The sequence below is a fragment of the Magnetospirillum fulvum genome, assembly GCF_900108475.1.
Classification (GTDB): domain Bacteria; phylum Pseudomonadota; class Alphaproteobacteria; order Rhodospirillales; family Magnetospirillaceae; genus Phaeospirillum; species Phaeospirillum fulvum_A.
In genome coordinates this window covers 142,895-161,694 of sequence record NZ_FNWO01000010.1, presented here as the reverse complement: position 1 = coordinate 161,694, position 18,800 = coordinate 142,895, and the positions used below count along the sequence as shown (strand labels likewise).

Below are 18,800 nucleotides of genomic sequence, written 5' to 3'. Positions count from 1 at the left end.
TGTTTAGACCGGAGAGATGGGTAACAGGTGTTCGGGGACATGGGTGACAGTTAGGGCATCCTAATCCACCGGGTCGCGCAAGTCGATTTGCGCGACCCGGTGTGCGCCGAAGCATGCCTCCCAAATCCCATCGCAGGATGTTGGCCTGAGGGCAAGGCTGTGGCCCTTGAATGCCTTGCACAGGCGGATCTGGCGGCCTTTGAAGCTTATAAACCCGCCGTCCTGGACCTTGCGCAGGGTTTCGCCTGGGGCGTAATCGGGCGAAGAAAGTATCTCGGGAAAGGCCCGTCGGCTCGCCCTGTAGCGATCCATCGGCACCGCCATGTCGAGGGCCTCGTGCGGGCGATCATTGTTGTAAATGGATCGCCAATTGTCGAAGCGCTGCTGACACTCGACCAAGTCGCGGAAGCGCCGACAGGCCAGAACTTCGGCCTTCAGGGTGCGATGGAATCGTTCATCCTTGCCCTGCGTCTGCGGATGGTAGGGCCGCCCATGGGCGACACGGATGCCGAGTTGCATCAGCCATACGGTCAGCGGTGTCCAGGGCGAACCTGGTCCATCACCCCAGGGAGAGCCGTTATCCATCACCATGGCTTCGGGGAGGCCATAGCGCCGGAAGGTGATGGTCAGCCGATCCTTAACCGTATTGCCGGTCTCGTTTGGGCAAGCTGCCAAGCAGAGAGAAAATCGAGAATGGTCGTCGAGCACCGTCAGGGGATGGCACCGTCCAGAATCGATGGCAAAATGTCCTTTGAAATCCATCTGCCAGAGCCGGTTGGGGGCGTCATGCTCAAAGCGGGTGAAGGCGGTGGCCGCCTGTGAGGCCCGAGGATCGATCAGGCCATGGCGAGCCAGGATCGCCGTGATCGTCGAGGCAGCCGGCGTTACTTTTCCGGCCCGCTCCAGAACGCGACGAATCTTGCGTCCGCCCCATACTGGATGCTCCGCCCGCACCGCCAGAACCGAAGCTTCGACCTCGACCGGGGTCTGACCGGGACTGTGCTGGGGGCGCCGCGACTGGTCTGCTGACCAATGCTCCTCATGCTCGGTAAAACGTCCGAGCCATTTGTATCCGGTCTTACGGCTGATGCCGTATCGCCGACACAGATCGGCGACGTTGGCGCCCGCCTGGCTCGCCAGGCGGGCGAACTCTTCCCGTTGCGACATGACTGACACCTCATGGAACGGCATGGCTCCCTCCTGCGAGTGCTCATGCCTTGAAGTGTCACCCATGTCCCCGAACGGGTGTTACCTCTGTCCCCGGTCCGTACACCAGCCGGGGGAGGGTTTTTTATTGGCGGCAGCGCGGCGGCAGGGCCGCGTGGCCTCGTCCCGTGCCTCACGGGGCCGGGGCGGGGCTGTCGTGCGGGCAGATCAGATCGACGGTTTCGTCGGCGATCGCGATTTCAGCGGGCAGACGGGCGACGATGTCGCCGTCGCCTTGCACCGGCGCGCCGCGCGGGCCGGTGATGACGATCGACTTCGCCTTGATCACCTGAACCTCGGGCAATTCGGTCAGCTTGCCCAACGGCAGGGCGATGCCGTAGCGCAGCATCCCGGCCACCCCGGCGGCGGGCAGGATGCAGATTTCCAGCATCGGCGCTTCCAGGTTGGCGTCGGGCGCGGCAATGAACGGACCGCCATAGAACCGACCCTTGCACGCCACCACCATTCGGCCTTCGTAGGTCGCGCCGTCGGCGCGAATGCTGAGCAGCGGGAAATCATAGCCGACCGCCTGCTTCAACCCTTCGAAAACATAGGCCAGCTTACCGGCGTGCCGCTTCAAGGTGACGTTGAGCCCGGCGACGACTTCGGCGTCGAGCCCGGCTCCGGCCATCAGCAGAAAGCGGCGGCGGTTGGCGGTGCCGAGATGGACCCGGCGCGCCGGGCCAAAGGCGATGGCTTGGGCGATCTGCTCGCTGTCGCGGGGATCGAGCCCGATCTCGCAGGCCAGCACGTTGGCGGTGCCGAGCGGGATCACTCCCAGCGCCAGCCCGCCCCCGGTCAGGGCCAGCCCGTTCAACACTTCGTTGACGGTGCCGTCGCCGCCAGCGGCAATCACCGCGTCGAATAGCGCTTCGTCGGCGCGGGCGGCGAAATCCTCGGCATCGCCGCGCTTGGCGGTTTCCTGGATGGTGACGGCGCAGCCATGCCGTTCCAGCCGCTCGACGACGCCGATCAGACGGCGGCGCTTGTGACGTCCGGCGGTGGGATTGTGGACGATCAGTACACGGCGCGGCCGGGTCGGGATCGGCGAAGCTTCGATCGGGGGGATCATCGTGTTTTCCAACATAGGCCGTTCTATATCCCGGTCGGACAACGAATCATCAGTGAAATAATTGTTACGAGCTTTATTCAGTTTGATGAATTTTGTCAAAACGAAGGCAATCGATATGTACAAGACGGTCGCACCGCACTAGAACCGCGACACCTGAGGCGTCCGGAACTGAAATTGGATAGGTGGATGCATGAACGCCAGTTCTGATATAAAGCGGCGTTACCGGACCATCTGGATTTCGGACATCCATCTGGGGACACGGGGCAGCAAGGCCGATGACCTGCTCGAATTCCTGAAATGCACGGAATCCGACACGCTTTATCTGGTCGGCGACATCATCGACGGCTGGCGGCTGCGGAAATCGTGGTTCTGGCCGCAATCGCATAACGACGTCGTCCAGAAGCTGCTCCGCAAGGCGCGCAAGGGAACCCGGGTGGTGTTCGTTCCGGGCAATCACGACGAATTCGCCCGCGATTATCACGGCATCTTGTTCGGCGACATCCGCGTCGCCACCAACGCGATCCACCAGACCGCCGACGGACGGCGGCTGCTGATCGTCCATGGCGACGCCTTCGACGGCGTGGTCAAGCATGCCAAGTGGCTGGCTCATCTCGGCGACGGGGCCTACACCCTGGCGCTGTCGCTCAATCACTGGCTGAACGTCGCCCGCCGCAGCCTGGGCTTTCCCTATTGGTCGCTGTCGGCCTACCTGAAGCACAAGGTCAAGAACGCGGTCCAGTACATCGCCAATTTCGAGGAAGCGATGGCCGAGGAAGCCCGCCGCTCCCAGGCCGATGGGGTCGTCTGCGGCCACATCCACAACGCCCAGATCCGCGACATGAACGGCATCTTGTACTGCAACGACGGCGATTGGGTCGAAAGCTGCACCGCCCTGGTCGAGAATTTCGACGGCAGCCTTGAAATCCTTTACTGGCTTCAGGCTCCGGGGATGTACCTCGCCGCTTCCGCCCCCGCTCCGGAAGACAAAACCATCGAAGCCTCACCGCTGCTCAGCCGCCCCTGACGGCGGCCGGGCTGTCCCAAGGAGTAGGAATGCGTATTCTTGTCGTCTCGGATGCCTGGCTCCCCCAGGTCAACGGCGTTGTCCGCACCCTCGACACGCTGCGGAGCGAATTGCAGCGAACCGGCCACGAGGTGGTGATGGTCACCCCCGAGCGGTTCCGCACCGTGCCCTGTCCGACCTATCCCGAGATTCGCCTTGCCGTCCGCCCCGGCCCGCGGATCGCCCGCCTGATCGAGGCGGCGCAGCCCTGCGCGATCCATATCGCCACCGAAGGCCCGCTGGGCTGGGCGGCCAGACGCTATTGCCTGCGGCGGCGGCTGCCCTTCACCACCGCCTATCACACCCGCTTCCCCGAATATATCAAGGCGCGGTTCCGCGTCCCGCTGCCGCTGTCCTATGCGGTGATGCGGCGGTTCCACGCCGCGTCGTCGCGAGTGATGGTGGCGACCCAGGGAATCGAGACCGAGTTGGAACGGCGCGGCTTCCACCATATCGGCCGCTGGTCGCGCGGGGTCGATACCGAATTGTTCCGTCCCCGCCCCGAGGCCAAGGGCGACACCGGCCCCTTCGCCGGTCTGCCCCGCCCGATCTTCCTCTATGTCGGCCGGGTCGCGGTCGAAAAGAACGTCGCCGCCTTCTTGTCGCTTGACCTGCCCGGCAGCAAGGTCGTGGTCGGCGACGGGCCGCAACTCGACGATCTGCGCCGCCGCCATCCCGATGTCCATTTCGCCGGAGCCCAGTTCGGCGAGGCCCTCGCCCGCCATTATGCCGCAGGCGACGTGTTCGTCTTCCCCAGCCGCACCGACACGTTCGGTCTGGTCCTGCTCGAAGCGCTGGCCTCGGGCCTGCCGGTTGCCGCTTATCCGGTGCCGGGGCCGCAGGACGTGATCGGCACCAGCCCGGTCGGACGGCTCGACACCGATTTGGGAGCGGCGGCGCGGGCGGTGATCGGCATCGACCCGAATTTGTGCCGCGCCCACGCCCTCGACTTCTCGTGGGCGGCCTCGACCCGCCAGTTCATCGAGAACCTCGCCCCGTTCGAAATCACCCGCTGGAAAGAACCGGCGCCGCTGTAACGCCCGCGCCGCCCCCGTTTCACCGCGCGAGGTGGAGCGGGGGTATGTCCGCCTATCCCGCCAGGGCGAGACGATAGCCGCCGGGTTCGGTCCGCAGCAGGCCGGGCGAATCCTCGTCGCCCCCGTCCTCCATCTTGCGACGCAGGCGGTAGATGTGGGTTTCCAGGGTGTGGGTATCGAGATCGGCGGAATAGCCCCACACGTCGGCCAGCAAATCCTCGCGCGTCACCACCGCCCCGGCCGCTTCGGCGAGACGGCGCAGAATCGCGACCTCCTTGTCGGTCAGCCGCACCGTTCGCTCATCGTCGGCGGTCAGCAGCCTGCGGTCGGGATCGAGCCGCCACGGCCCGATCGTCCATTCCGACGGGGACGACCGACGCGACAGCATCTCGGTCAGGCGGGCGGCGAGCGCCGACAGGCGCAGCGGCTTGGCGATCACCAGATCGGCGTCGGGATCGCTGGTCCCGCCGGTGGCGAGCAACGCCAGCGGCAGGGTAACGCCTGCCGCCCGCAACGCCCGGCAGGGGGCGTCCTCTCCCGTCCAGGCGGCATCATCGACCAGGATCAGATCCTGCTCCCCGACCGCCGCCAGCGCCGAGGCGGGATCGTCGGCGCGGGTCACCGCCATCGCCCGGCCGAGATGACCGGCGACGGTCTCGGCCAGCAGAGGATCGGCGATGACCAGCAGCAGACGGGGCATCAGGGTCAGGATCAGCCCTCCTTGAGGTCTTCCCAGAATTCCTTGACCCGGGCGAAGAAGCCATGGCTTTCCGGGGAATTGCCGCCCTTCTTCTCTTCACCGGCGGATTCGAACTCGCGCAGAAGCTCGATCTGGCGCGGCGTCAGGTTGACCGGCGTCTCGATCGTCGCCTGGATGAACATATCGCCGCGCGACGGGCTGCGCAGCACGCTCATTCCCTTGCCGCGCAGGCGGAACTGGTGGCCGGTCTGGGTGCCTTCGGGGATCACCACCTTGGCCTTGCCGCCGTCGATGGTGGGAACCTCGATCGTGCCGCCCAGCGTCGCCGTCACCATCGGGATCGGCACCCGGCAGAAGATGTTGGCGCCCTCGCGCTGGAACAGGCGGTGCGCCTTCAGCGACAGGAAGATGTACAAATCGCCCGCCGGTGCCCCGCGCATCCCGGCCTCGCCCTCTCCGGCGAGACGGATCCGGGTGCCGTCCTCGACCCCGGCCGGGATCGTCACCGACAATTGCTTTTCCTTGCGGACCCGACCGGTGCCACCGCAGGCGCGGCAGGGATCTTTGATGATCCGGCCCATCCCCTGGCAAGTCGGGCAGGTGCGTTCGATGGTGAAAAAGCCCTGCTGGCTGCGGACCTTGCCGTGGCCGTGGCAGGTCGAGCAGGTCACCGGCTGGGCGCCATCACGGCCGCCAGTGCCCTTGCACTCCTCGCACACCGCCGAGGTCGGCACCCGGATCGTCGCCGACTTGCCGGCAAAGGCGTCTTCGAGCGAGATTTCCATGTCGTAGCGGAGATCGGCCCCCCGGCCGGTGGCCTGACCGCGCCGACCGCCGCCCATCATCTCGCCGAACATTTCGTCGAAGATGTCGGCAAAGCCGCCGCCGAAGCCGAAATCGCCGGGGCCGCCGCCGCGTCCGCCGCCCTGTTCGAAGGCGGCATGGCCGAAGCGGTCATAGGCCGAGCGCTTCTGATCGTCCTTCAGGACATCATAGGCTTCGTTGATTTCCTTGAATTTCTGCTCGGCCGCGGCATCGCCTGGATTTCGGTCGGGATGAAATTGCATGGCCATCTTGCGATAGGCCTTTTTGATCTCGTCGGCCGAGGCACCACGCCCGACACCAAGAAGGTCGTAGTAATCCTGCTTGCTCATGCGCTTCGCTTGCTATCCGGTACTGGCCCAGACGGCCGTGCCCCCCGTTTCAAGCGACGGGGGGCGGCGGCGCCGGGGCGAACGAACGGCCGACGGGATCGCCCGTCGGCCGTAGAGACGATCGGGCCGGATCAGTGGCCCTTTTTGTCGCCGTCGACTTCTTCGAAATCGGCGTCGACGACTTTCTCATCGTGACCGGCGCCGCCCTGGGCACCGCCCTGAGCCGCTTCGGCCTCGCCAGCCTGCTTGTACATCACCTCGCCCAGCTTCATCGAGCTCTGCATCAGAGTCTCGGTGCGAGCCTTGATCGCGGCGGAATCCTCGCTCTCCATCTCGGAGCGAACCGCGGCGATGTCGCGCTCGACTTCGGCCTTCAGATCGGCGGGAACCTTGTCGCCGAATTCCTTCAGGCTCTTCTCGGTCGAATGAGAGAGCGAGTCGGCCTGATTGCGGGCTTCGATCAGTTCCTTGCGCTTCTTGTCCTCGGCAGCGTGCGCCTCGGCATCCTTGACCATCTTTTCGATGTCGGAATCGGTCAGACCGCCCGACGCCTGGATGCGGATCTGCTGTTCCTTGCCGGTGGCCTTGTCCTTGGCCTGGACGTTGACGATGCCGTTGGCGTCGATGTCGAAGGTGACCTCGACCTGCGGCACGCCGCGCGGCGCCGCCGGAATGCCGACCAGATCGAACTGGCCCAGCATCTTGTTGTCGGCGGCCATTTCGCGCTCGCCCTGGAAGACGCGGATGGTGACGGCGGTCTGGTTGTCCTCGGCGGTCGAGAACACCTGGCTCTTGCGGGTCGGGATGGTGGTGTTGCGGTCGATCAGGCGGGTGAACACGCCGCCCAGGGTCTCGATGCCGAGCGACAGCGGGGTGACGTCGAGCAGCAGGACGTCCTTGACCTCGCCCTTCAGCACGCCGCCCTGGATCGCGGCGCCGATGGCGACGACTTCATCCGGGTTGACGCCCTTGTGCGGCTCGCGACCAAAGAATTCCTTCACCACTTCCTGAATCTTGGGCATGCGGGTCATGCCGCCGACCAGGATCACTTCGTCGATCTCGCTGGCCTTGACGCCAGCGTCCTTGAGGGCGGCCTTGCACGGCTCGATGGTGCGGGCGACCAGATCCTCGACCAGGGCTTCGAGCTTGGCACGGGTCAACTTGATGTTGAGGTGCTTCGGGCCCGAGGCGTCGGCGGTGATGAAGGGCAGGTTGACTTCGGTCTGCATCGAGGACGACAGCTCGATCTTGGCCTTTTCCGCCGCTTCCTTCAGACGCTGGAGCGCCAGCCGGTCCTTGCGCAGGTCGATGCCCTGCTCTTTCTTGAACTCGTCGGCGAGGTAATCAATGATCCGGGCGTCGAAATCTTCACCGCCCAGGAAGGTGTCGCCGTTGGTCGACTTGACCTCGAACACGCCGTCGCCGATTTCCAGCACCGACACGTCGAAGGTGCCGCCGCCAAGGTCATAGACCGCGACGATGCCCGCGCCCTTCTTTTCCAGCCCATAGGCCAGAGCGGCGGCGGTCGGCTCGTTGATGATGCGCAGCACCTCAAGACCGGCGATGCGACCGGCATCCTTGGTCGCCTGACGCTGGGCGTCGTTGAAGTAGGCCGGAACGGTGATCACCGCCTGGGTGACGGTCTCGCCCAGATAGCCTTCGGCGGTTTCCTTCATCTTTTGCAGGATGAAGGCCGACACCTGGCTGGGGCTGTACTTGGCATCGCGGGCTTCGACCCAGGCGTCGCCATTGTCGCCCGACACGATGTGATACGGAACGAGGTTGGCGTCTTTCTTGGTGATCGGGTCTTCATAGCGACGACCGATCAGACGCTTGATCGCGAACAGGGTGTTGGCGGGATTGGTCACCGCCTGGCGCTTGGCCGGCTGGCCGACCAGCCGTTCACCGGATTCGGCGAAAGCCACCATCGACGGGGTCGTGCGCATGCCCTCGGCGTTTTCAATGACCTTGGCAGTCTTGCCTTCCATGACGGCAACGCACGAATTCGTGGTGCCCAGGTCGATGCCGATAACTTTGCTCATGTCATCCTCATTCCTGCTCGGCAGATCCCCGGGGCTCTGCTGTCTGCGCAGCCGCCCCGCGACCCCCTTCCGGGTTGAATCGCTTTAAATTGTCCGGGGATCGACCGAAACGGCCATCCCCCGCGCCTTATATAGGTCGGGGGGCAGAGCGTGCAACCATGGCAAAAAGATGGCGAAACTTATCCGGCCCGCGACGGCCGCAGCGAAACCGTCCGGGCGAATTGTCTTGCCAGCCGACCGACCGCTTTGGCATAGCAGGGAGCCTGCTTTTTCCCCCCACTGATCCTGGTCCCCTGCCCCCGATGAAACGAAGCTGGTCCGCCGCCTTCGCCGCCTATCTCGACCGGCGGGTGATGCTGGTTCTGCTGCTGGGCTTTTCCAGCGGGCTGCCCCTGCTGCTGACCTTTTCCACCCTGTCGGCTTGGCTGAAAGGCGAGGGAATCAGCCGCAGCGCGATTGGGGCCTTTGCCCTGGTCGGGACACCCTATGCGCTGAAATTCCTGTGGTCGCCGCTGATCGACCGGCTGAGCCTGCCGGTGCTGACCAAGCGGCTGGGGCGGCGGCGCAGTTGGGGCATCACGATTCAGTGTCTTCTGATCGGCGCGATTCTGGCGCTGGGAGCGACCGATCCCGCCCACAATCTGTGGGTGACCGGATGTCTGGCCCTGGGCGTCGCGTTCCTGTCGGCCAGCCAGGATATCGTGATCGACGCCTACCGCGTCGAAATCCTGCCCCCCGAGGCCCAGGGTCCGGGCGCGGGCGCGGTCCAGACCGGCTATCGCCTCGCGATGCTGGCCTCGGGCGCGGGCGCGCTGTTCGTCGCCTCGGCCTGGGGCTGGTTTGCCGCCTATGCGACGATGGCGGCGTTGGTGGCGGTGGGGCTGGCGGTGTTCCTGTTCGGCCCCGAACCGGCGGTCGTCGTATCGCCCGCCACCCGCGAGCGCGAGGAGCGCGCCGCCGCCTTCCTGGCCCGCCGTCCCGATTTGCAGGGAAACGTCGCCCGGCTGGCTGGCTGGCTGTATAGCGCGGTGGTCTGCCCGTTCGCCGAATTCATGTCGCGGCCGGTGTGGTGGGCGGTGCTGTTGTTTGTCGTCGGCTACAAGACCGGCGAGGCTATGGCCGGGGCGATGGCCAACACGCTCTATATCGAAAGCGGCTTCGCCCTGGAAGAAATCGCCTGGGTCAGCAAGATCTTCGGCTTTGGCGCGACCATCGCCGGAACCCTGATCGGCGGCGCCCTGATCGCCCGGATGGGCGTGATGCGGGCGTTGCTGCTGTTCGGCGTGCTGCAATCGCTTGGCAATCTGTTCTATGTCGTTCAGGCGATGGCCGGGCATAATGTCACCGCTCTGGCGGTCTGTGTCTTCGCCGAGAACCTGACCGCCGGAATGGCCGGATCGGCGTTGGTGGCCTATCTGTCCGGATTGTGCAATGTGGCCTATACTGCGACCCAGTACGCCTTGTTGTCGTCGTTGACGGCGGTGGGGCGGACGCTGTTCGCCTCGACCAGCGGCTGGCTGGCCGACCGTTTCGGCTGGGTCGATTTTTTTCTGATTACCACGGTGGTGACGCTGCCCGCTCTGCTGCTTTTGCCCTGGCTGGCCCGCCATTACCGGACCGAGCCGCCCCAGCATGGTTGAATCGTGCTGTCGGCGGGCTCATCCTCGGGGGCGCTCCTGTGGGAGGGGCAAAACCATATCCACCGGGGATTTTGCTTTCGCACCGACCAAGGCCGTCACGGGCCGGGTCGGCGCGCTGTCCGAGGCCCCGCTTTTGCCGCGGCGGCCTCACGTACTTCTCTGACAGGACTGACCAATCCCATGGACCTCAAGAAGATTCCGATCGGTAAGAACCCGCCTCGCGACGTCAACGTGATCGTCGAGATCCCGTTGAACGGCGATCCGGTCAAATACGAGATCGACAAGGAATCCGGCGCGATGTACGTCGACCGCTTCCTCAACACCGCGATGTACTATCCGGTCAATTACGGCTTCGTTCCCCACACCCTGTCCGAAGACGGCGACCCCGTCGATATCATGGTGGTCGGACGCACCCCGGTTGCCGTCGGCGCGGTGATGCGCTCGCGCCCGATCGGCGTGCTGCTGATGGAAGACGAAGGCGGCATGGACGAGAAGATCCTGGCCGTGCCCCATTCCAAGCTGCACCCGTTCTATGACGGCGTGAACAGCTATGAAGACCTGCCCAAGATTCTGGTCCAGCAGATCGAGCACTTCTTTGTCCATTACAAGGACCTCGAAGTCGGCAAGTGGGTCCAGTTGAAGGGCTGGGGCGGCCCGGAAAAGGCCGGCGAGATCATCCAGCAGGGGATCGAGCGGGCCTTGGCCAGCAAGCCCAAGAAGAAATAACGACCGGGCAGAATCTTCCCCCCGGCGGCATCTGGCCGTCGGGGGAGCGCCGCCGCGGACGGCAGACCCAGACTTTCCGCCCTTCCTCGACCTGGCATCGCTCTTGCAGATAATACGTCGCCCCAGTCCCCGAGGTGACGCGATGTCGGTCTCCGCAACGTCTTCTGTTCGGCCTTCGAATCCAATCGATTCCCTGATTCCGACGCTGCCGTCGGAAAACGCCGAAACTGCGTCTGCGGCTTCGACGACCGGGAAAACCAGCCATATCGGGATGTTCGGGGCCGAAGACGACAGCCCCTCGTTCTGGGATCTGCTCGACGTCGTCAATCCGCTGCAACATATCCCGCTGGTCAACGACGTCTATCGCGAACTGTCCGGAGACAAGATCGGCATTGCCGCCCGTCTGACCGGAGGAGCGCTGTTCGGCGGCGTGATCGGGCTGATCGGCGCGGCGATCAGTGGCGTGGTCGAGGAAAGCACCGGAGCCACGGCGGGCGGGCATGTGCTGGCCCTGTTCCGCGACGAATCGACACCGGATGGCAGCGGCAGCGGCACCGCCTTGGCCCAGGCCGTTCCGCCTCCCGCCCAGGCCCAAGCGGCCACGGACGATCCGGCGCAGGCCCAAACCGCCGAGGCCAAAACCACCGAGACTAAAACCGCCGAGACCAAAACCACCGAGACTAAAACCGCCACCAGCACCGACGCCCGCCCGATCATCCTGGCCGACATGATCGGCGACGAACCCGCCGCCCCCGCCGCGATGCCGCGCGCCCCGGTCAGCACCAGCGCCGCCGCCGCCCCGTCCGGCGAGACCGCTCAAGCGGCTCAAACGACTCAGGCCGCCAGCGAGCCCGCCGCAATCTCGGTCGCTGCCACCGCAGCCTCGGCCAATGCCTGGACCAGCCGACAAAGCCGGGTGTTGACGATGCCACCGCGCACCACCCCACTCGCCACCCGCTCGCCGCCAGCGGTCGCCACCTCGGTCTCGGGCAATAGCGGACGGTCGGCGCTTCCCGTCACCGGGGCGCGGCCTCAGTCGGGATTGATCGCCCCGGCCAATGCCGCTCCGATCGCCGCCGCCCAGGCCGATAGCCCCCAGACCGACGGCACGAAGAATGCCGCCGCCGCACCGGTTGCCAACGACTGGTTCTCCGCCGCGATGGCCGAGGGACTGAACAAGTATCAGAAGTCGAACGCGCGAGCCGCCGAGACCGCCGCGCCCTAGCGGAATCCGGATCTATTCGATCCACTCGCCCTTATAGACGCCCCAGATTTCGTCACGGCGCAGCCATCCCTGGCTGCGTCCGATCTCGGCACGGCAGAAATCGCGGCTGCGCGGGCATTGCAGCAGGCGGCCCAGCACGCCCGGCTCCAGCATCGCCACCGGATCGGCGGAATCCGAATCCGAGGCGCGCAACGGACGCGGCGATCCGATCACCACCATCATCCGGCGGCTGGACAGCATGCTTTGATGAACCCAGCCCTCGGACCCCTGCCAGTCGCGGATCTTGCGCCAGGATTCGAACTCGGCCACCACCTCGACCGGCAAATCCTTGCGGGCGTAGATCCAGTCGATCGGATAACGCACCCCAGGCCCGGTTCTCAGATTGACCTCGTCCGACCGCAACGAGACGAAGCGCGGCAAGGGCAGCCCGCTTCCCTCGGACGCCAAAGCTGGAATCGGCAGCAGCGCAGCCGAAAGCAGCAACAACCCTATCAAAAATCTTGGTCCGCTGGCCCGCATGAGTCCTCCCCCCGCCATTATAGGGGGGAGGCCGACCCTATGGTCAAGGTACCCGATTTCAGAGCCGGTCAATCGGTATCGTGAAAAGGTTGACGCACCCCAGGTGCGGGAGCGAAGGTTGCGTGCCCGGAGTCAGCCGGAGCAGGAGCGTCCATCATGGCCCGCAACGATTCTCTCGACCCAATTGAAAAAGCTCGCTTACTGCGAGGTCTCGCCTTTCGCGTCCACCGCAAGCAACCCTGTCCCGACGCCCTGGCCGAGATGTTGGGCGAGGAATCGCGCGGCGGGCGACACCGCGTCTTCCGTACCGCGCTCGACCTGTTGGCCGAAGACGGCGTCCTGCCCGCGCTCCAGGCGATCGACCTGTTGAGCGACGAAGCCGCCGCGATCATGGCCGCCGTGCTCGACGCCAACGACCATCGCCTGTTGTCGGCGGCGCTGGCGCGGCTGGCCGACCATATCGAACGGGTCGCGGCATGACAGCCCGCGCCGCGTTCGCGCTGGCGCTGGGGTTGCTGCTGCTGCTGCCCGGCTGTCTGCCGCCGCCGGAACAGCCGGCCTGGTACGGCCGGATGGGCCGCTTTCTGGGGCTGGTCGCCAATTGCGGCTGTTCCGACATCTCGCCCGACCGGATAATCGCCGACTACACCAAGGCGCTGGGCGGCCGCTATTCCGACGAGGATGCGCGGGCGATGCACGGCTATGTCGTCCAGGCCGCCACCGAAATGTGGGAAAACCGCATCGAAGTCTGCTCCGAAGTCTGCTCGCAGCAATGCATGGTCGAGACGGTAGTCCGGCCGCTGGGCGGGCGCAGCACCGGTGTCGCCCCCTGTCCGGTCAGCGAGATCGACCTTCACCTGACCGACGGCAAGCAATCCCATGCCGACGGCGGCGGCTTCCCCTGATCTTTTTTGCTCCGGCCGGTGATCCAACCCGGCCGGGGCCGCGTAGAACCATCATAACCGACGCTCTCCAAGGAGACCGATGATGGCTTCGACGATTTCCCGCTCTGCCGACAAGACCACCCTGATCGCCCTGGCCCGCGCGCTGCGCGACATCGCCAATGGCCATGACGGAGCCGGTCCGGTGCTGCGCTCGCTGGCGATCAGCTACGAGCGGATGGCGGCCGGAGCTGGCTGATGCTGGCTTTTTCCTCCCGTCGCGCCGATGATCGGTCCGGGGCCGAGCCGGAGCATTCTCCGCTCGGCCCGCCGATAACAAGACGGGAGGATCATGGTCGCGCGCGACAACGCCCCGGCGGACCCGGACCCGCAAGCCCAGGCGATGAACGCTCGCTTGCGGGCGGTGGCCCAATCCCGCGATCAGGCCGCCTTCGCCGATCTGTTCCGTTTCTACGCGCCCCGGATCAAATCCTATCTGCGCCGCCTGGGCACCGAGGATACGGTGGCCGAGGAACTGGCCCAGGAAACGATGCTGGCGGTCTGGAGCAAGGCGGCGGCGTTCGATCCCGAACGGGCCGGGGCGAGCACCTGGATTTTCACGATTGCCCGCAATCTGCGGATCGACCGACTGCGCCACGAGCGACGGCCCGAGATCGACCCGGACGATCCCGATCTGGTGGTCGACCCGGCCCCGCCCGCCGACGAGGCGTTGGAGACCGGACGGCGCGAGCAGCGGGTGCGCGACGCTTTGACCCATTTGCCGCCGGATCAGGCGCGGGTGGTGGCGCTGTCCTTCTTCGAGGACGTGCCCCACGCCGAGATCGCCTCCCGGCTCGATGTGCCGCTGGGAACCGTTAAATCCCGCATGAGACTGGCGATGGGGCGGATCAAGGCCCTGTTGGGAGAAAGCCGATGAGCGCCTCCTTCCACCCTTCCGATGCGTTGCTGGCGGCCTATGCCGCCGGAGCGATGGACGAGCCGACGGCGCTGGCCGTCGCCACCCACCTCGCCTTCTGCCCGCGCTGCCGGGCCGAGGTGACCCGGCTCGAAGCCCTGGCCGGAGCCCACCTCGAATCCCTGCCCGTCTGCGCGATGGCCGACGATGCCTTGGCCCGCACCCTGGCCCGGCTCGACCGCACCCCGCCCGTGCCCTGCCCGCCCGCGCGCGGCTCTGCCCTGCCCGGCCCGATCGGGGCCTATTGCGGCGGCGATCCGGCCAGCCTGTCCTGGCGGCCCCTCTCTCCCGGCATCGACCAGGCGATCTTGATCCGCTCCGACCGCGCCCAGGCCAAGTTGATCCGGATGGAAGCCGGTATCGTCTCGCCCCGCCATCGCCACGCCGCCGCCGAGCTCAACGTGGTATTGCAGGGAGCCTATCGCGACGAGTCCGGCCATTACCGTCCCGGCGATTTCGCGGTCGAGGCTGCCAACCGAACCTATCGCCCGGTCGCCGATGCCGACACCGCCTGCCTGTGCCTGTGCGTCGGCGACGACCCGATTCGCCCGACCGGGCTGCTGGGCCGTCTATTAAGCCCGTTCGCGGGGTAATACCAAGCTGCGCTGATCGAAATCGATCCGCGCAGGCCCTCATTCGCCGGGCGCTCACTCCGTTCGCTTGGCTCCGCGCCATGGGGCGCGCGGCCCCTTGGGCCTACAAGCTGCATGATGCAGCTTGGTATAAGCTCTCCTTACAAATCGTCGATGGCGAAACGGAGCGTCATCCGGCGCGGCCAGCCCTTGCCGTCGTCGGGCGGCAGGGTCAGCGGCTGGGCCAGCCGCAGCGCCAGCAGATAGGATTCCAGCGCGCGGCGGAGCGGGCTGTCGGGCGGCAGGCGGTCATAGTCGGAAATCACCGCACCGGGATTCCACGGTGCCGAGCGGTTCATCGACCCGCCCAGGGTGCCGTCGCCATTGATCTCGATCACCGCCGAGATCACCACGCCCTTGCCCTTGATCGCCAGAGTATTGAACCGCCACATCTTCAGGATCTGGGCCAGGATGAAATCCTGCGCACTCTGGCTGAGGCCCCCCCGCACCGGCGCGGGTGGTTTGCGGCTTCCGGCGCTTTCGAGGCTGACCAATCCTTCGCCATGGCGCACGGCCCCTGCCCCGGATTTCTCCCCCGAGGAGCGTGGGCCAAGCGGGGCGGAGTTCAGTTGCGGCGGCGGCGGCTTTGGGATCGGCTTCGCCTTGGGATCGGACTTGGCGTCGGGTGATTGCGGCGGCGGAGGAGGCGGAGGAGGCGGCGGCGGTGCGGGCGGGGTGGGCGGCGGAACCGGCTGGGGGGTCAGTTCGACGATCGTCACCCGCTCGGCCTTTGGCTCGGGGGGCAGGTCGATCTGCAACCGCCACACGCCGACAAACGCCACCAGATGCAACGCCAACGAAATCAGCAACGCCCAGGCCGTGGTGGACAACAGGCGCAGGCGCACGCGCCCGCGCCTTACCGGCTGGCCCACAGCCGTTCAGCCGCCGCGACCACCGTCTCGGGATCAAGGTCGAGCATCAGGCTGTCCTGACGGCGGTGATCGAACTCAGGCGCGTGGCAGATATCCTCGAACGAGCGCGGTCCGCGCACGCTGGCCGTCCGCGCCCCCGCCGGGCCATAGAAGATCTCGGACGACGGTCCGAACAGCCCCAGCGTCGGCACCCCGGCCGCCGCCGCCATATGCATCAGCCCGGAATCGTTGCCCAGGTAAAAAGCGCAGCGTTCCAGACAGGCATAGACCGTGGCCAGATCGTGCGCGCCGTCGGTCAGATCAATCCGCCGCTCGGGCGGCACCGCGTCCAGCACCAAGGCGGCGGCATTCCGCTCGGCAGGCGAACAGATCACCGCGACCCGGGCATCGGCCAGAACCCCTCCCGGCGCGGTCAGGCGCGCGATCACCGCGACGAAGCGGTCGGCGGGCCATTGCTTGCCCCCCCAATTGGCGGTGGGACCGACCGCCAGAACCGGCCCACCGGACGGGATCAGCCGTTCGGCCACCGCCCGCTCGGCCGCCCCGGCCCACAGGCGGGGCAGCGGAACGTGATCGAGCCGCAGCACGGTGGCGAGATGGGCCAGCCGGTGACGCGGCTCCCACGAGGATTTCAGCACCCGCCGCCGCCACGCGGGCAGCAGCCAGCCGATCGCCGAACCGCGCAGATCGACCACCAGGCTCCACCGCCGTGTGACGGTGCGCCGCCACAGATCAATCCAATGACCGGCGCGGCGGCGCTTGACCATCGGGATCACCTCGTCAACGAACGGGGCGGCGGCGAACAACGGGGCCGCCGGTGCCCCGCAGGCGACAGTGAACCGAGCCTCGGGATAGCGTTCGGCCAGATGGTTCAGCAAGCCGGTCGATAGCACGGCATCGCCGATCCGGCTGGCGGTGATAAACAGAATCCGCATCAATATCGTCCCGCCGTCCGCCGTCCAATCGGTTCATAGGCCCGTCCGACCGCCAGCATCAGCGACTCGCGGCTGGCGCCCCCGGTCATCAATTGCCCGCGAACCATCCGGGTGATCTCGGCGATCACCTCGCGGTCGGGATCGTCGGCAAACAGTGGAGCAAACGAGTCGAACATTGCCAGCCCGTGGTCGAGTTCGTCGCCAAAGCGAGTACGGCCGATCACGGTCCAGCATTCGAGCAGTTTCTCGACCGCCGACAGCAGCTTGTCGGGATGGACCCGCCGCCGGAGCCCCTCGCGCACTTGCAGCACCAATTCGCGCGGGCGCGAGGCGATCTCGATCACGCTGAACGGTCGGGTCTCGCTGACCGCGCTGAAATCGCGCGCGGCTCCCTGGCAGAAATAATAGAAATCGGACAGGCCGAACCGGCCGTCGCCATGACGGGTGAACAGCATCAGGCCCAGGATGTCGGCCAGGATGTTGCTGAGAACATCGTCGATCGCATGCAGGCGTTCGAGCAGAAACGGCCCGCTGGTCCCGGCATTGGCGATCAGTCCCATCAATTCATCGCGGATGGCGACGAATTGGCGGACGTTGAAATCGAACAGCGTCCGCAGGAATTGGTAATCGACGCTGTCGGGCAGGTCGATCCGCGCCCGCTCGGCCAGATGACGCAGTTCGGCCAGCAGGTCGAGCGCCTCGCGCTCGCTGGGCTCCAACGCGTTGGCGGGCGGGGTCTTGACCTTGATCTTGCGGGTGGTGGTGACGTGGCCCAGCGCGAACTCGACCCCCAGGATCGCGTAATGGCGGGGCCTCGTGACCGGCACCTCGACGAGACGATAGCCGGGATCGCCCCCTTCGCCCGCGCTCTGCTTGGCCTCGGCGGCTTTGTAGGCGGCCGACAGCCGGGCCAGCCGGTCGAGCAGGATCGCCCACACCGGGTCGCGCTTGTCGGCCATATAGGCGGCCCAAGCCTCGTCGCCGACCGGCACGCCTCCCTCGCACGGGCGATAGACCCGCCGTTCCATCCCATCGCGGCAATAGCGCAGAAACGGCCCGGCGACGAAATCGCCCAGCACCTGGGCCAGGGCGGGATCGAACAAAAAGAACGGTCGGCCGGAATGATAGGCGGCCGAGGGCAACGCCGCCGGCGGCACCTGAAGCTGGGCCAGCCGCCGCGTCACGATGTCGGCGACATAGCGGCCCAGTCCCGCCTCGGCCTCGGCATAGAGGTAATCGTCCGACGGGGCCGCAGCAGGCGGGGCAACGGGTGCTTCAGGCGAAGCCGCCGTCGGCGCATCAGCGGCCCGGCGCGCCCCAACGGCCGGAGGCGACGCGGCATTGGCCATTTGCCAGGCCAGCGCGATCTCGGGCCGCTTGACGATCACGACCCGGATCACCTCGGCGGCCAACGCCTTCTGCTCGTCCAGGGTATGGGCGATCAGACCGTCGGCGAAGGCGGCCTGGATCGTCTCGCGGAACTCGGCATCGCCCCGGCGACGCAGCAGGCTATTCAGCACTTCGGCCATGAAGCGGGCCAGCGCCGTCGAATCGCGGATGGATTCAAGCCGGACGAGCAGCCCGTCCAGCAACAGGCGCTGGTCGTCCGGCAGGTCCACCGTCATCTTACGGGATCCAGTTCTTCTGAATCGGCACTGCCGAGACCGAATTCTTCGGCGATCCCTCGATGATCCGGTCGCTATAGACCAGATAGACCAGCACGTTGCGCTTGCGGTCGAGGAACCGGACCACCTGCATCGTCTTGAACAGCAGCGAGGTGTCCTTCTTGAACACGGTATCGCCGTCCTTGATCTGCTCGAGGAACTGAATCGGGCCGACCTGACGGCAGGCGATCGCGGCGTCGGCGGTGTCCTCGGCGATGCCGATCCCACCCTTGATCCCGCCGGTCTTGGCCCGCGACAGATAGCAGGTGACGCCGACAACCTGGGGATCGTCGAACGCCTCGATCACGATCTTGTCGTTGGGGCCAAGCGCCTTGAACACCGTCGAGACGCTGCCGATTTCATCGGCCGCCGCCGGGGCCGCCATCGCTGCCGCCAGAAGCACCGCCGGAACCAGAGACTTCATCCGCTGTGTCATCGTCATACCTTCCTTGACCG

At 66.2% G+C, this 18,800-nt stretch carries 20 protein-coding genes; 10 read left to right on the top strand and 10 right to left on the bottom strand.

Annotated elements, in window-relative coordinates:
- Positions 1 to 60: 60 nt before the first annotated feature.
- On the bottom strand, positions 61 to 1,191 hold the full coding sequence (locus tag BLW40_RS12600; RefSeq protein WP_074769087.1) for an IS481 family transposase: 1,131 nt from the start codon (positions 1,189 to 1,191) through the stop codon (positions 61 to 63).
- 148 nt (positions 1,192 to 1,339) lie between these two features.
- Complete coding sequence (locus BLW40_RS12595; protein ID WP_074769114.1) at positions 1,340 to 2,278, bottom strand: diacylglycerol/lipid kinase family protein; 939 nt, start codon at positions 2,276 to 2,278, stop codon at positions 1,340 to 1,342.
- Between the two features lie 190 nt (positions 2,279 to 2,468).
- On the opposite strand from BLW40_RS12595, the gene BLW40_RS12590 reads away from it, so the two are divergent.
- Together BLW40_RS12590 and BLW40_RS12585 are read left to right on the top strand one after the other, a co-directional pair.
- Entirely contained in the window at positions 2,469 to 3,302 is an 834-nt protein-coding gene (locus tag BLW40_RS12590; RefSeq protein WP_074769085.1) for a UDP-2,3-diacylglucosamine diphosphatase, read from the top strand.
- Positions 3,303 to 3,331: 29 nt separating this feature from the next.
- Entirely contained in the window at positions 3,332 to 4,378 is a 1,047-nt protein-coding gene (locus BLW40_RS12585) for a glycosyltransferase family 4 protein (protein WP_074769083.1), read from the top strand.
- Positions 4,379 to 4,430: 52 nt separating this feature from the next.
- Here BLW40_RS12585 and BLW40_RS12580 read toward each other — a convergent pair whose 3' ends face one another.
- The 3 genes from BLW40_RS12580 to dnaK form a co-directional block, all read right to left on the bottom strand.
- A complete protein-coding gene (locus tag BLW40_RS12580) occupies positions 4,431 to 5,078 on the bottom strand; it encodes a response regulator transcription factor (RefSeq protein WP_244511180.1) in 648 nt (215 codons plus the stop codon).
- A gap of 11 nt (positions 5,079 to 5,089) precedes the next feature.
- Complete coding sequence (dnaJ, locus tag BLW40_RS12575) at positions 5,090 to 6,232, bottom strand: molecular chaperone DnaJ (protein WP_074769079.1); 1,143 nt, start codon at positions 6,230 to 6,232, stop codon at positions 5,090 to 5,092.
- A gap of 131 nt (positions 6,233 to 6,363) precedes the next feature.
- On the bottom strand, positions 6,364 to 8,274 hold the full coding sequence (gene dnaK / locus BLW40_RS12570; protein ID WP_074769077.1) for a molecular chaperone DnaK: 1,911 nt from the start codon (positions 8,272 to 8,274) through the stop codon (positions 6,364 to 6,366).
- 302 nt (positions 8,275 to 8,576) lie between these two features.
- On the opposite strand from dnaK, the gene BLW40_RS12565 reads away from it, so the two are divergent.
- The 3 genes from BLW40_RS12565 to BLW40_RS12555 all read left to right on the top strand — a co-directional run bounded on the left by BLW40_RS12565 (position 8,577) and on the right by BLW40_RS12555 (position 11,865).
- Complete coding sequence (locus BLW40_RS12565; RefSeq protein WP_074769075.1) at positions 8,577 to 9,914, top strand: AmpG family muropeptide MFS transporter; 1,338 nt, start codon at positions 8,577 to 8,579, stop codon at positions 9,912 to 9,914.
- A 180-nt stretch (positions 9,915 to 10,094) separates the two neighbouring features.
- Positions 10,095 to 10,640 carry an inorganic diphosphatase gene (gene ppa / locus BLW40_RS12560; protein WP_074769073.1) on the top strand — a complete coding sequence of 182 codons (546 nt, stop codon included), beginning with the start codon at positions 10,095 to 10,097 and terminating at the stop codon, positions 10,638 to 10,640.
- Positions 10,641 to 10,911: 271 nt separating this feature from the next.
- Positions 10,912 to 11,865, top strand: coding sequence for a hypothetical protein (locus tag BLW40_RS12555; RefSeq protein WP_083386765.1), 954 nt, complete (start codon positions 10,912 to 10,914; stop codon positions 11,863 to 11,865).
- A 12-nt stretch (positions 11,866 to 11,877) separates the two neighbouring features.
- Here the strand turns inward: BLW40_RS12555 and BLW40_RS12550 are convergent, their stop codons facing one another.
- A complete protein-coding gene (locus tag BLW40_RS12550; RefSeq protein WP_342027668.1) occupies positions 11,878 to 12,351 on the bottom strand; it encodes an SH3 domain-containing protein in 474 nt (157 codons plus the stop codon).
- 189 nt (positions 12,352 to 12,540) lie between these two features.
- Here BLW40_RS12550 and BLW40_RS12545 point away from each other — a divergent pair, with 189 nt between their 5' ends.
- The 5 genes from BLW40_RS12545 (at position 12,541) to BLW40_RS12530 (ending at position 14,834) form a co-directional block, all read left to right on the top strand.
- Positions 12,541 to 12,864, top strand: coding sequence for a hypothetical protein (locus BLW40_RS12545; RefSeq protein WP_074769067.1), 324 nt, complete (start codon positions 12,541 to 12,543; stop codon positions 12,862 to 12,864).
- Positions 12,861 to 13,289: a hypothetical protein gene (locus tag BLW40_RS12540; RefSeq protein ID WP_074769065.1), complete on the top strand. Its 429-nt coding sequence runs from the start codon at positions 12,861 to 12,863 to the stop codon at positions 13,287 to 13,289. The genes BLW40_RS12545 and BLW40_RS12540 overlap by 4 nt, the downstream gene beginning before the upstream one ends.
- Positions 13,290 to 13,368: 79 nt before the next feature.
- Positions 13,369 to 13,524: a hypothetical protein gene (locus BLW40_RS17670; protein WP_170834575.1), complete on the top strand. Its 156-nt coding sequence runs from the start codon at positions 13,369 to 13,371 to the stop codon at positions 13,522 to 13,524.
- 93 nt (positions 13,525 to 13,617) lie between these two features.
- Positions 13,618 to 14,202, top strand: coding sequence for a sigma-70 family RNA polymerase sigma factor (locus BLW40_RS12535; RefSeq protein WP_074769063.1), 585 nt, complete (start codon positions 13,618 to 13,620; stop codon positions 14,200 to 14,202).
- Positions 14,199 to 14,834, top strand: a complete 636-nt coding sequence (locus BLW40_RS12530; RefSeq protein ID WP_074769061.1) for a ChrR family anti-sigma-E factor — start codon at positions 14,199 to 14,201, stop codon at positions 14,832 to 14,834. The genes BLW40_RS12535 and BLW40_RS12530 overlap by 4 nt, the downstream gene beginning before the upstream one ends.
- A gap of 140 nt (positions 14,835 to 14,974) precedes the next feature.
- Here the strand turns inward: BLW40_RS12530 and BLW40_RS17805 are convergent, their stop codons facing one another.
- From BLW40_RS17805 to BLW40_RS12510, 4 genes are read right to left on the bottom strand one after another with little or no spacing between them, the layout of a single operon-like run.
- Positions 14,975 to 15,718 carry a hypothetical protein gene (locus tag BLW40_RS17805; protein WP_074769112.1) on the bottom strand — a complete coding sequence of 248 codons (744 nt, stop codon included), beginning with the start codon at positions 15,716 to 15,718 and terminating at the stop codon, positions 14,975 to 14,977.
- Between the two features lie 11 nt (positions 15,719 to 15,729).
- Positions 15,730 to 16,680, bottom strand: coding sequence for a glycosyltransferase family 9 protein (locus tag BLW40_RS12520; RefSeq protein ID WP_074769059.1), 951 nt, complete (start codon positions 16,678 to 16,680; stop codon positions 15,730 to 15,732).
- Positions 16,680 to 18,305 carry a hypothetical protein gene (locus tag BLW40_RS12515; protein WP_074769057.1) on the bottom strand — a complete coding sequence of 542 codons (1,626 nt, stop codon included), beginning with the start codon at positions 18,303 to 18,305 and terminating at the stop codon, positions 16,680 to 16,682. Before BLW40_RS12515 ends, BLW40_RS12520 begins: the two co-directional genes overlap by 1 nt.
- Position 18,306: 1 nt before the next feature.
- A complete protein-coding gene (locus BLW40_RS12510) occupies positions 18,307 to 18,780 on the bottom strand; it encodes a CreA family protein (RefSeq protein ID WP_083386767.1) in 474 nt (157 codons plus the stop codon).
- Between the last annotated feature and the right edge of the window lie 20 nt (positions 18,781 to 18,800).

What these genes read in the sequence shown, in the direction of transcription:
- BLW40_RS17670 (WP_170834575.1), top strand. Translation starts at nt 13,369, where the DNA reads ATGATGGCTTCGACGATTTCCCGCTCTGCCGACAAGACCACCCTGATC.
- BLW40_RS12580 (WP_244511180.1), bottom strand. Translation starts at nt 5,078, where the DNA reads ATGCCCCGTCTGCTGCTGGTCATCGCCGATCCTCTGCTGGCCGAGACC.
- BLW40_RS12515 (WP_074769057.1), bottom strand. Translation starts at nt 18,305, where the DNA reads ATGACGGTGGACCTGCCGGACGACCAGCGCCTGTTGCTGGACGGGCTG.
- BLW40_RS12565 (WP_074769075.1), top strand. Translation starts at nt 8,577, where the DNA reads ATGAAACGAAGCTGGTCCGCCGCCTTCGCCGCCTATCTCGACCGGCGG.
- ppa (WP_074769073.1), top strand. Translation starts at nt 10,095, where the DNA reads ATGGACCTCAAGAAGATTCCGATCGGTAAGAACCCGCCTCGCGACGTC.
- BLW40_RS12520 (WP_074769059.1), bottom strand. Translation starts at nt 16,680, where the DNA reads ATGCGGATTCTGTTTATCACCGCCAGCCGGATCGGCGATGCCGTGCTA.
- BLW40_RS12540 (WP_074769065.1), top strand. Translation starts at nt 12,861, where the DNA reads ATGACAGCCCGCGCCGCGTTCGCGCTGGCGCTGGGGTTGCTGCTGCTG.
- BLW40_RS12510 (WP_083386767.1), bottom strand. Translation starts at nt 18,780, where the DNA reads ATGACACAGCGGATGAAGTCTCTGGTTCCGGCGGTGCTTCTGGCGGCA.
- BLW40_RS12590 (WP_074769085.1), top strand. Translation starts at nt 2,469, where the DNA reads ATGAACGCCAGTTCTGATATAAAGCGGCGTTACCGGACCATCTGGATT.
- dnaJ (WP_074769079.1), bottom strand. Translation starts at nt 6,232, where the DNA reads ATGAGCAAGCAGGATTACTACGACCTTCTTGGTGTCGGGCGTGGTGCC.
- BLW40_RS12595 (WP_074769114.1), bottom strand. Translation starts at nt 2,278, where the DNA reads ATGATCCCCCCGATCGAAGCTTCGCCGATCCCGACCCGGCCGCGCCGT.
- BLW40_RS12530 (WP_074769061.1), top strand. Translation starts at nt 14,199, where the DNA reads ATGAGCGCCTCCTTCCACCCTTCCGATGCGTTGCTGGCGGCCTATGCC.
- BLW40_RS12555 (WP_083386765.1), top strand. Translation starts at nt 10,912, where the DNA reads ATGTTCGGGGCCGAAGACGACAGCCCCTCGTTCTGGGATCTGCTCGAC.
- BLW40_RS12545 (WP_074769067.1), top strand. Translation starts at nt 12,541, where the DNA reads ATGGCCCGCAACGATTCTCTCGACCCAATTGAAAAAGCTCGCTTACTG.
- BLW40_RS12600 (WP_074769087.1), bottom strand. Translation starts at nt 1,191, where the DNA reads ATGCCGTTCCATGAGGTGTCAGTCATGTCGCAACGGGAAGAGTTCGCC.
- dnaK (WP_074769077.1), bottom strand. Translation starts at nt 8,274, where the DNA reads ATGAGCAAAGTTATCGGCATCGACCTGGGCACCACGAATTCGTGCGTT.
- BLW40_RS12535 (WP_074769063.1), top strand. Translation starts at nt 13,618, where the DNA reads ATGGTCGCGCGCGACAACGCCCCGGCGGACCCGGACCCGCAAGCCCAG.
- BLW40_RS12585 (WP_074769083.1), top strand. Translation starts at nt 3,332, where the DNA reads ATGCGTATTCTTGTCGTCTCGGATGCCTGGCTCCCCCAGGTCAACGGC.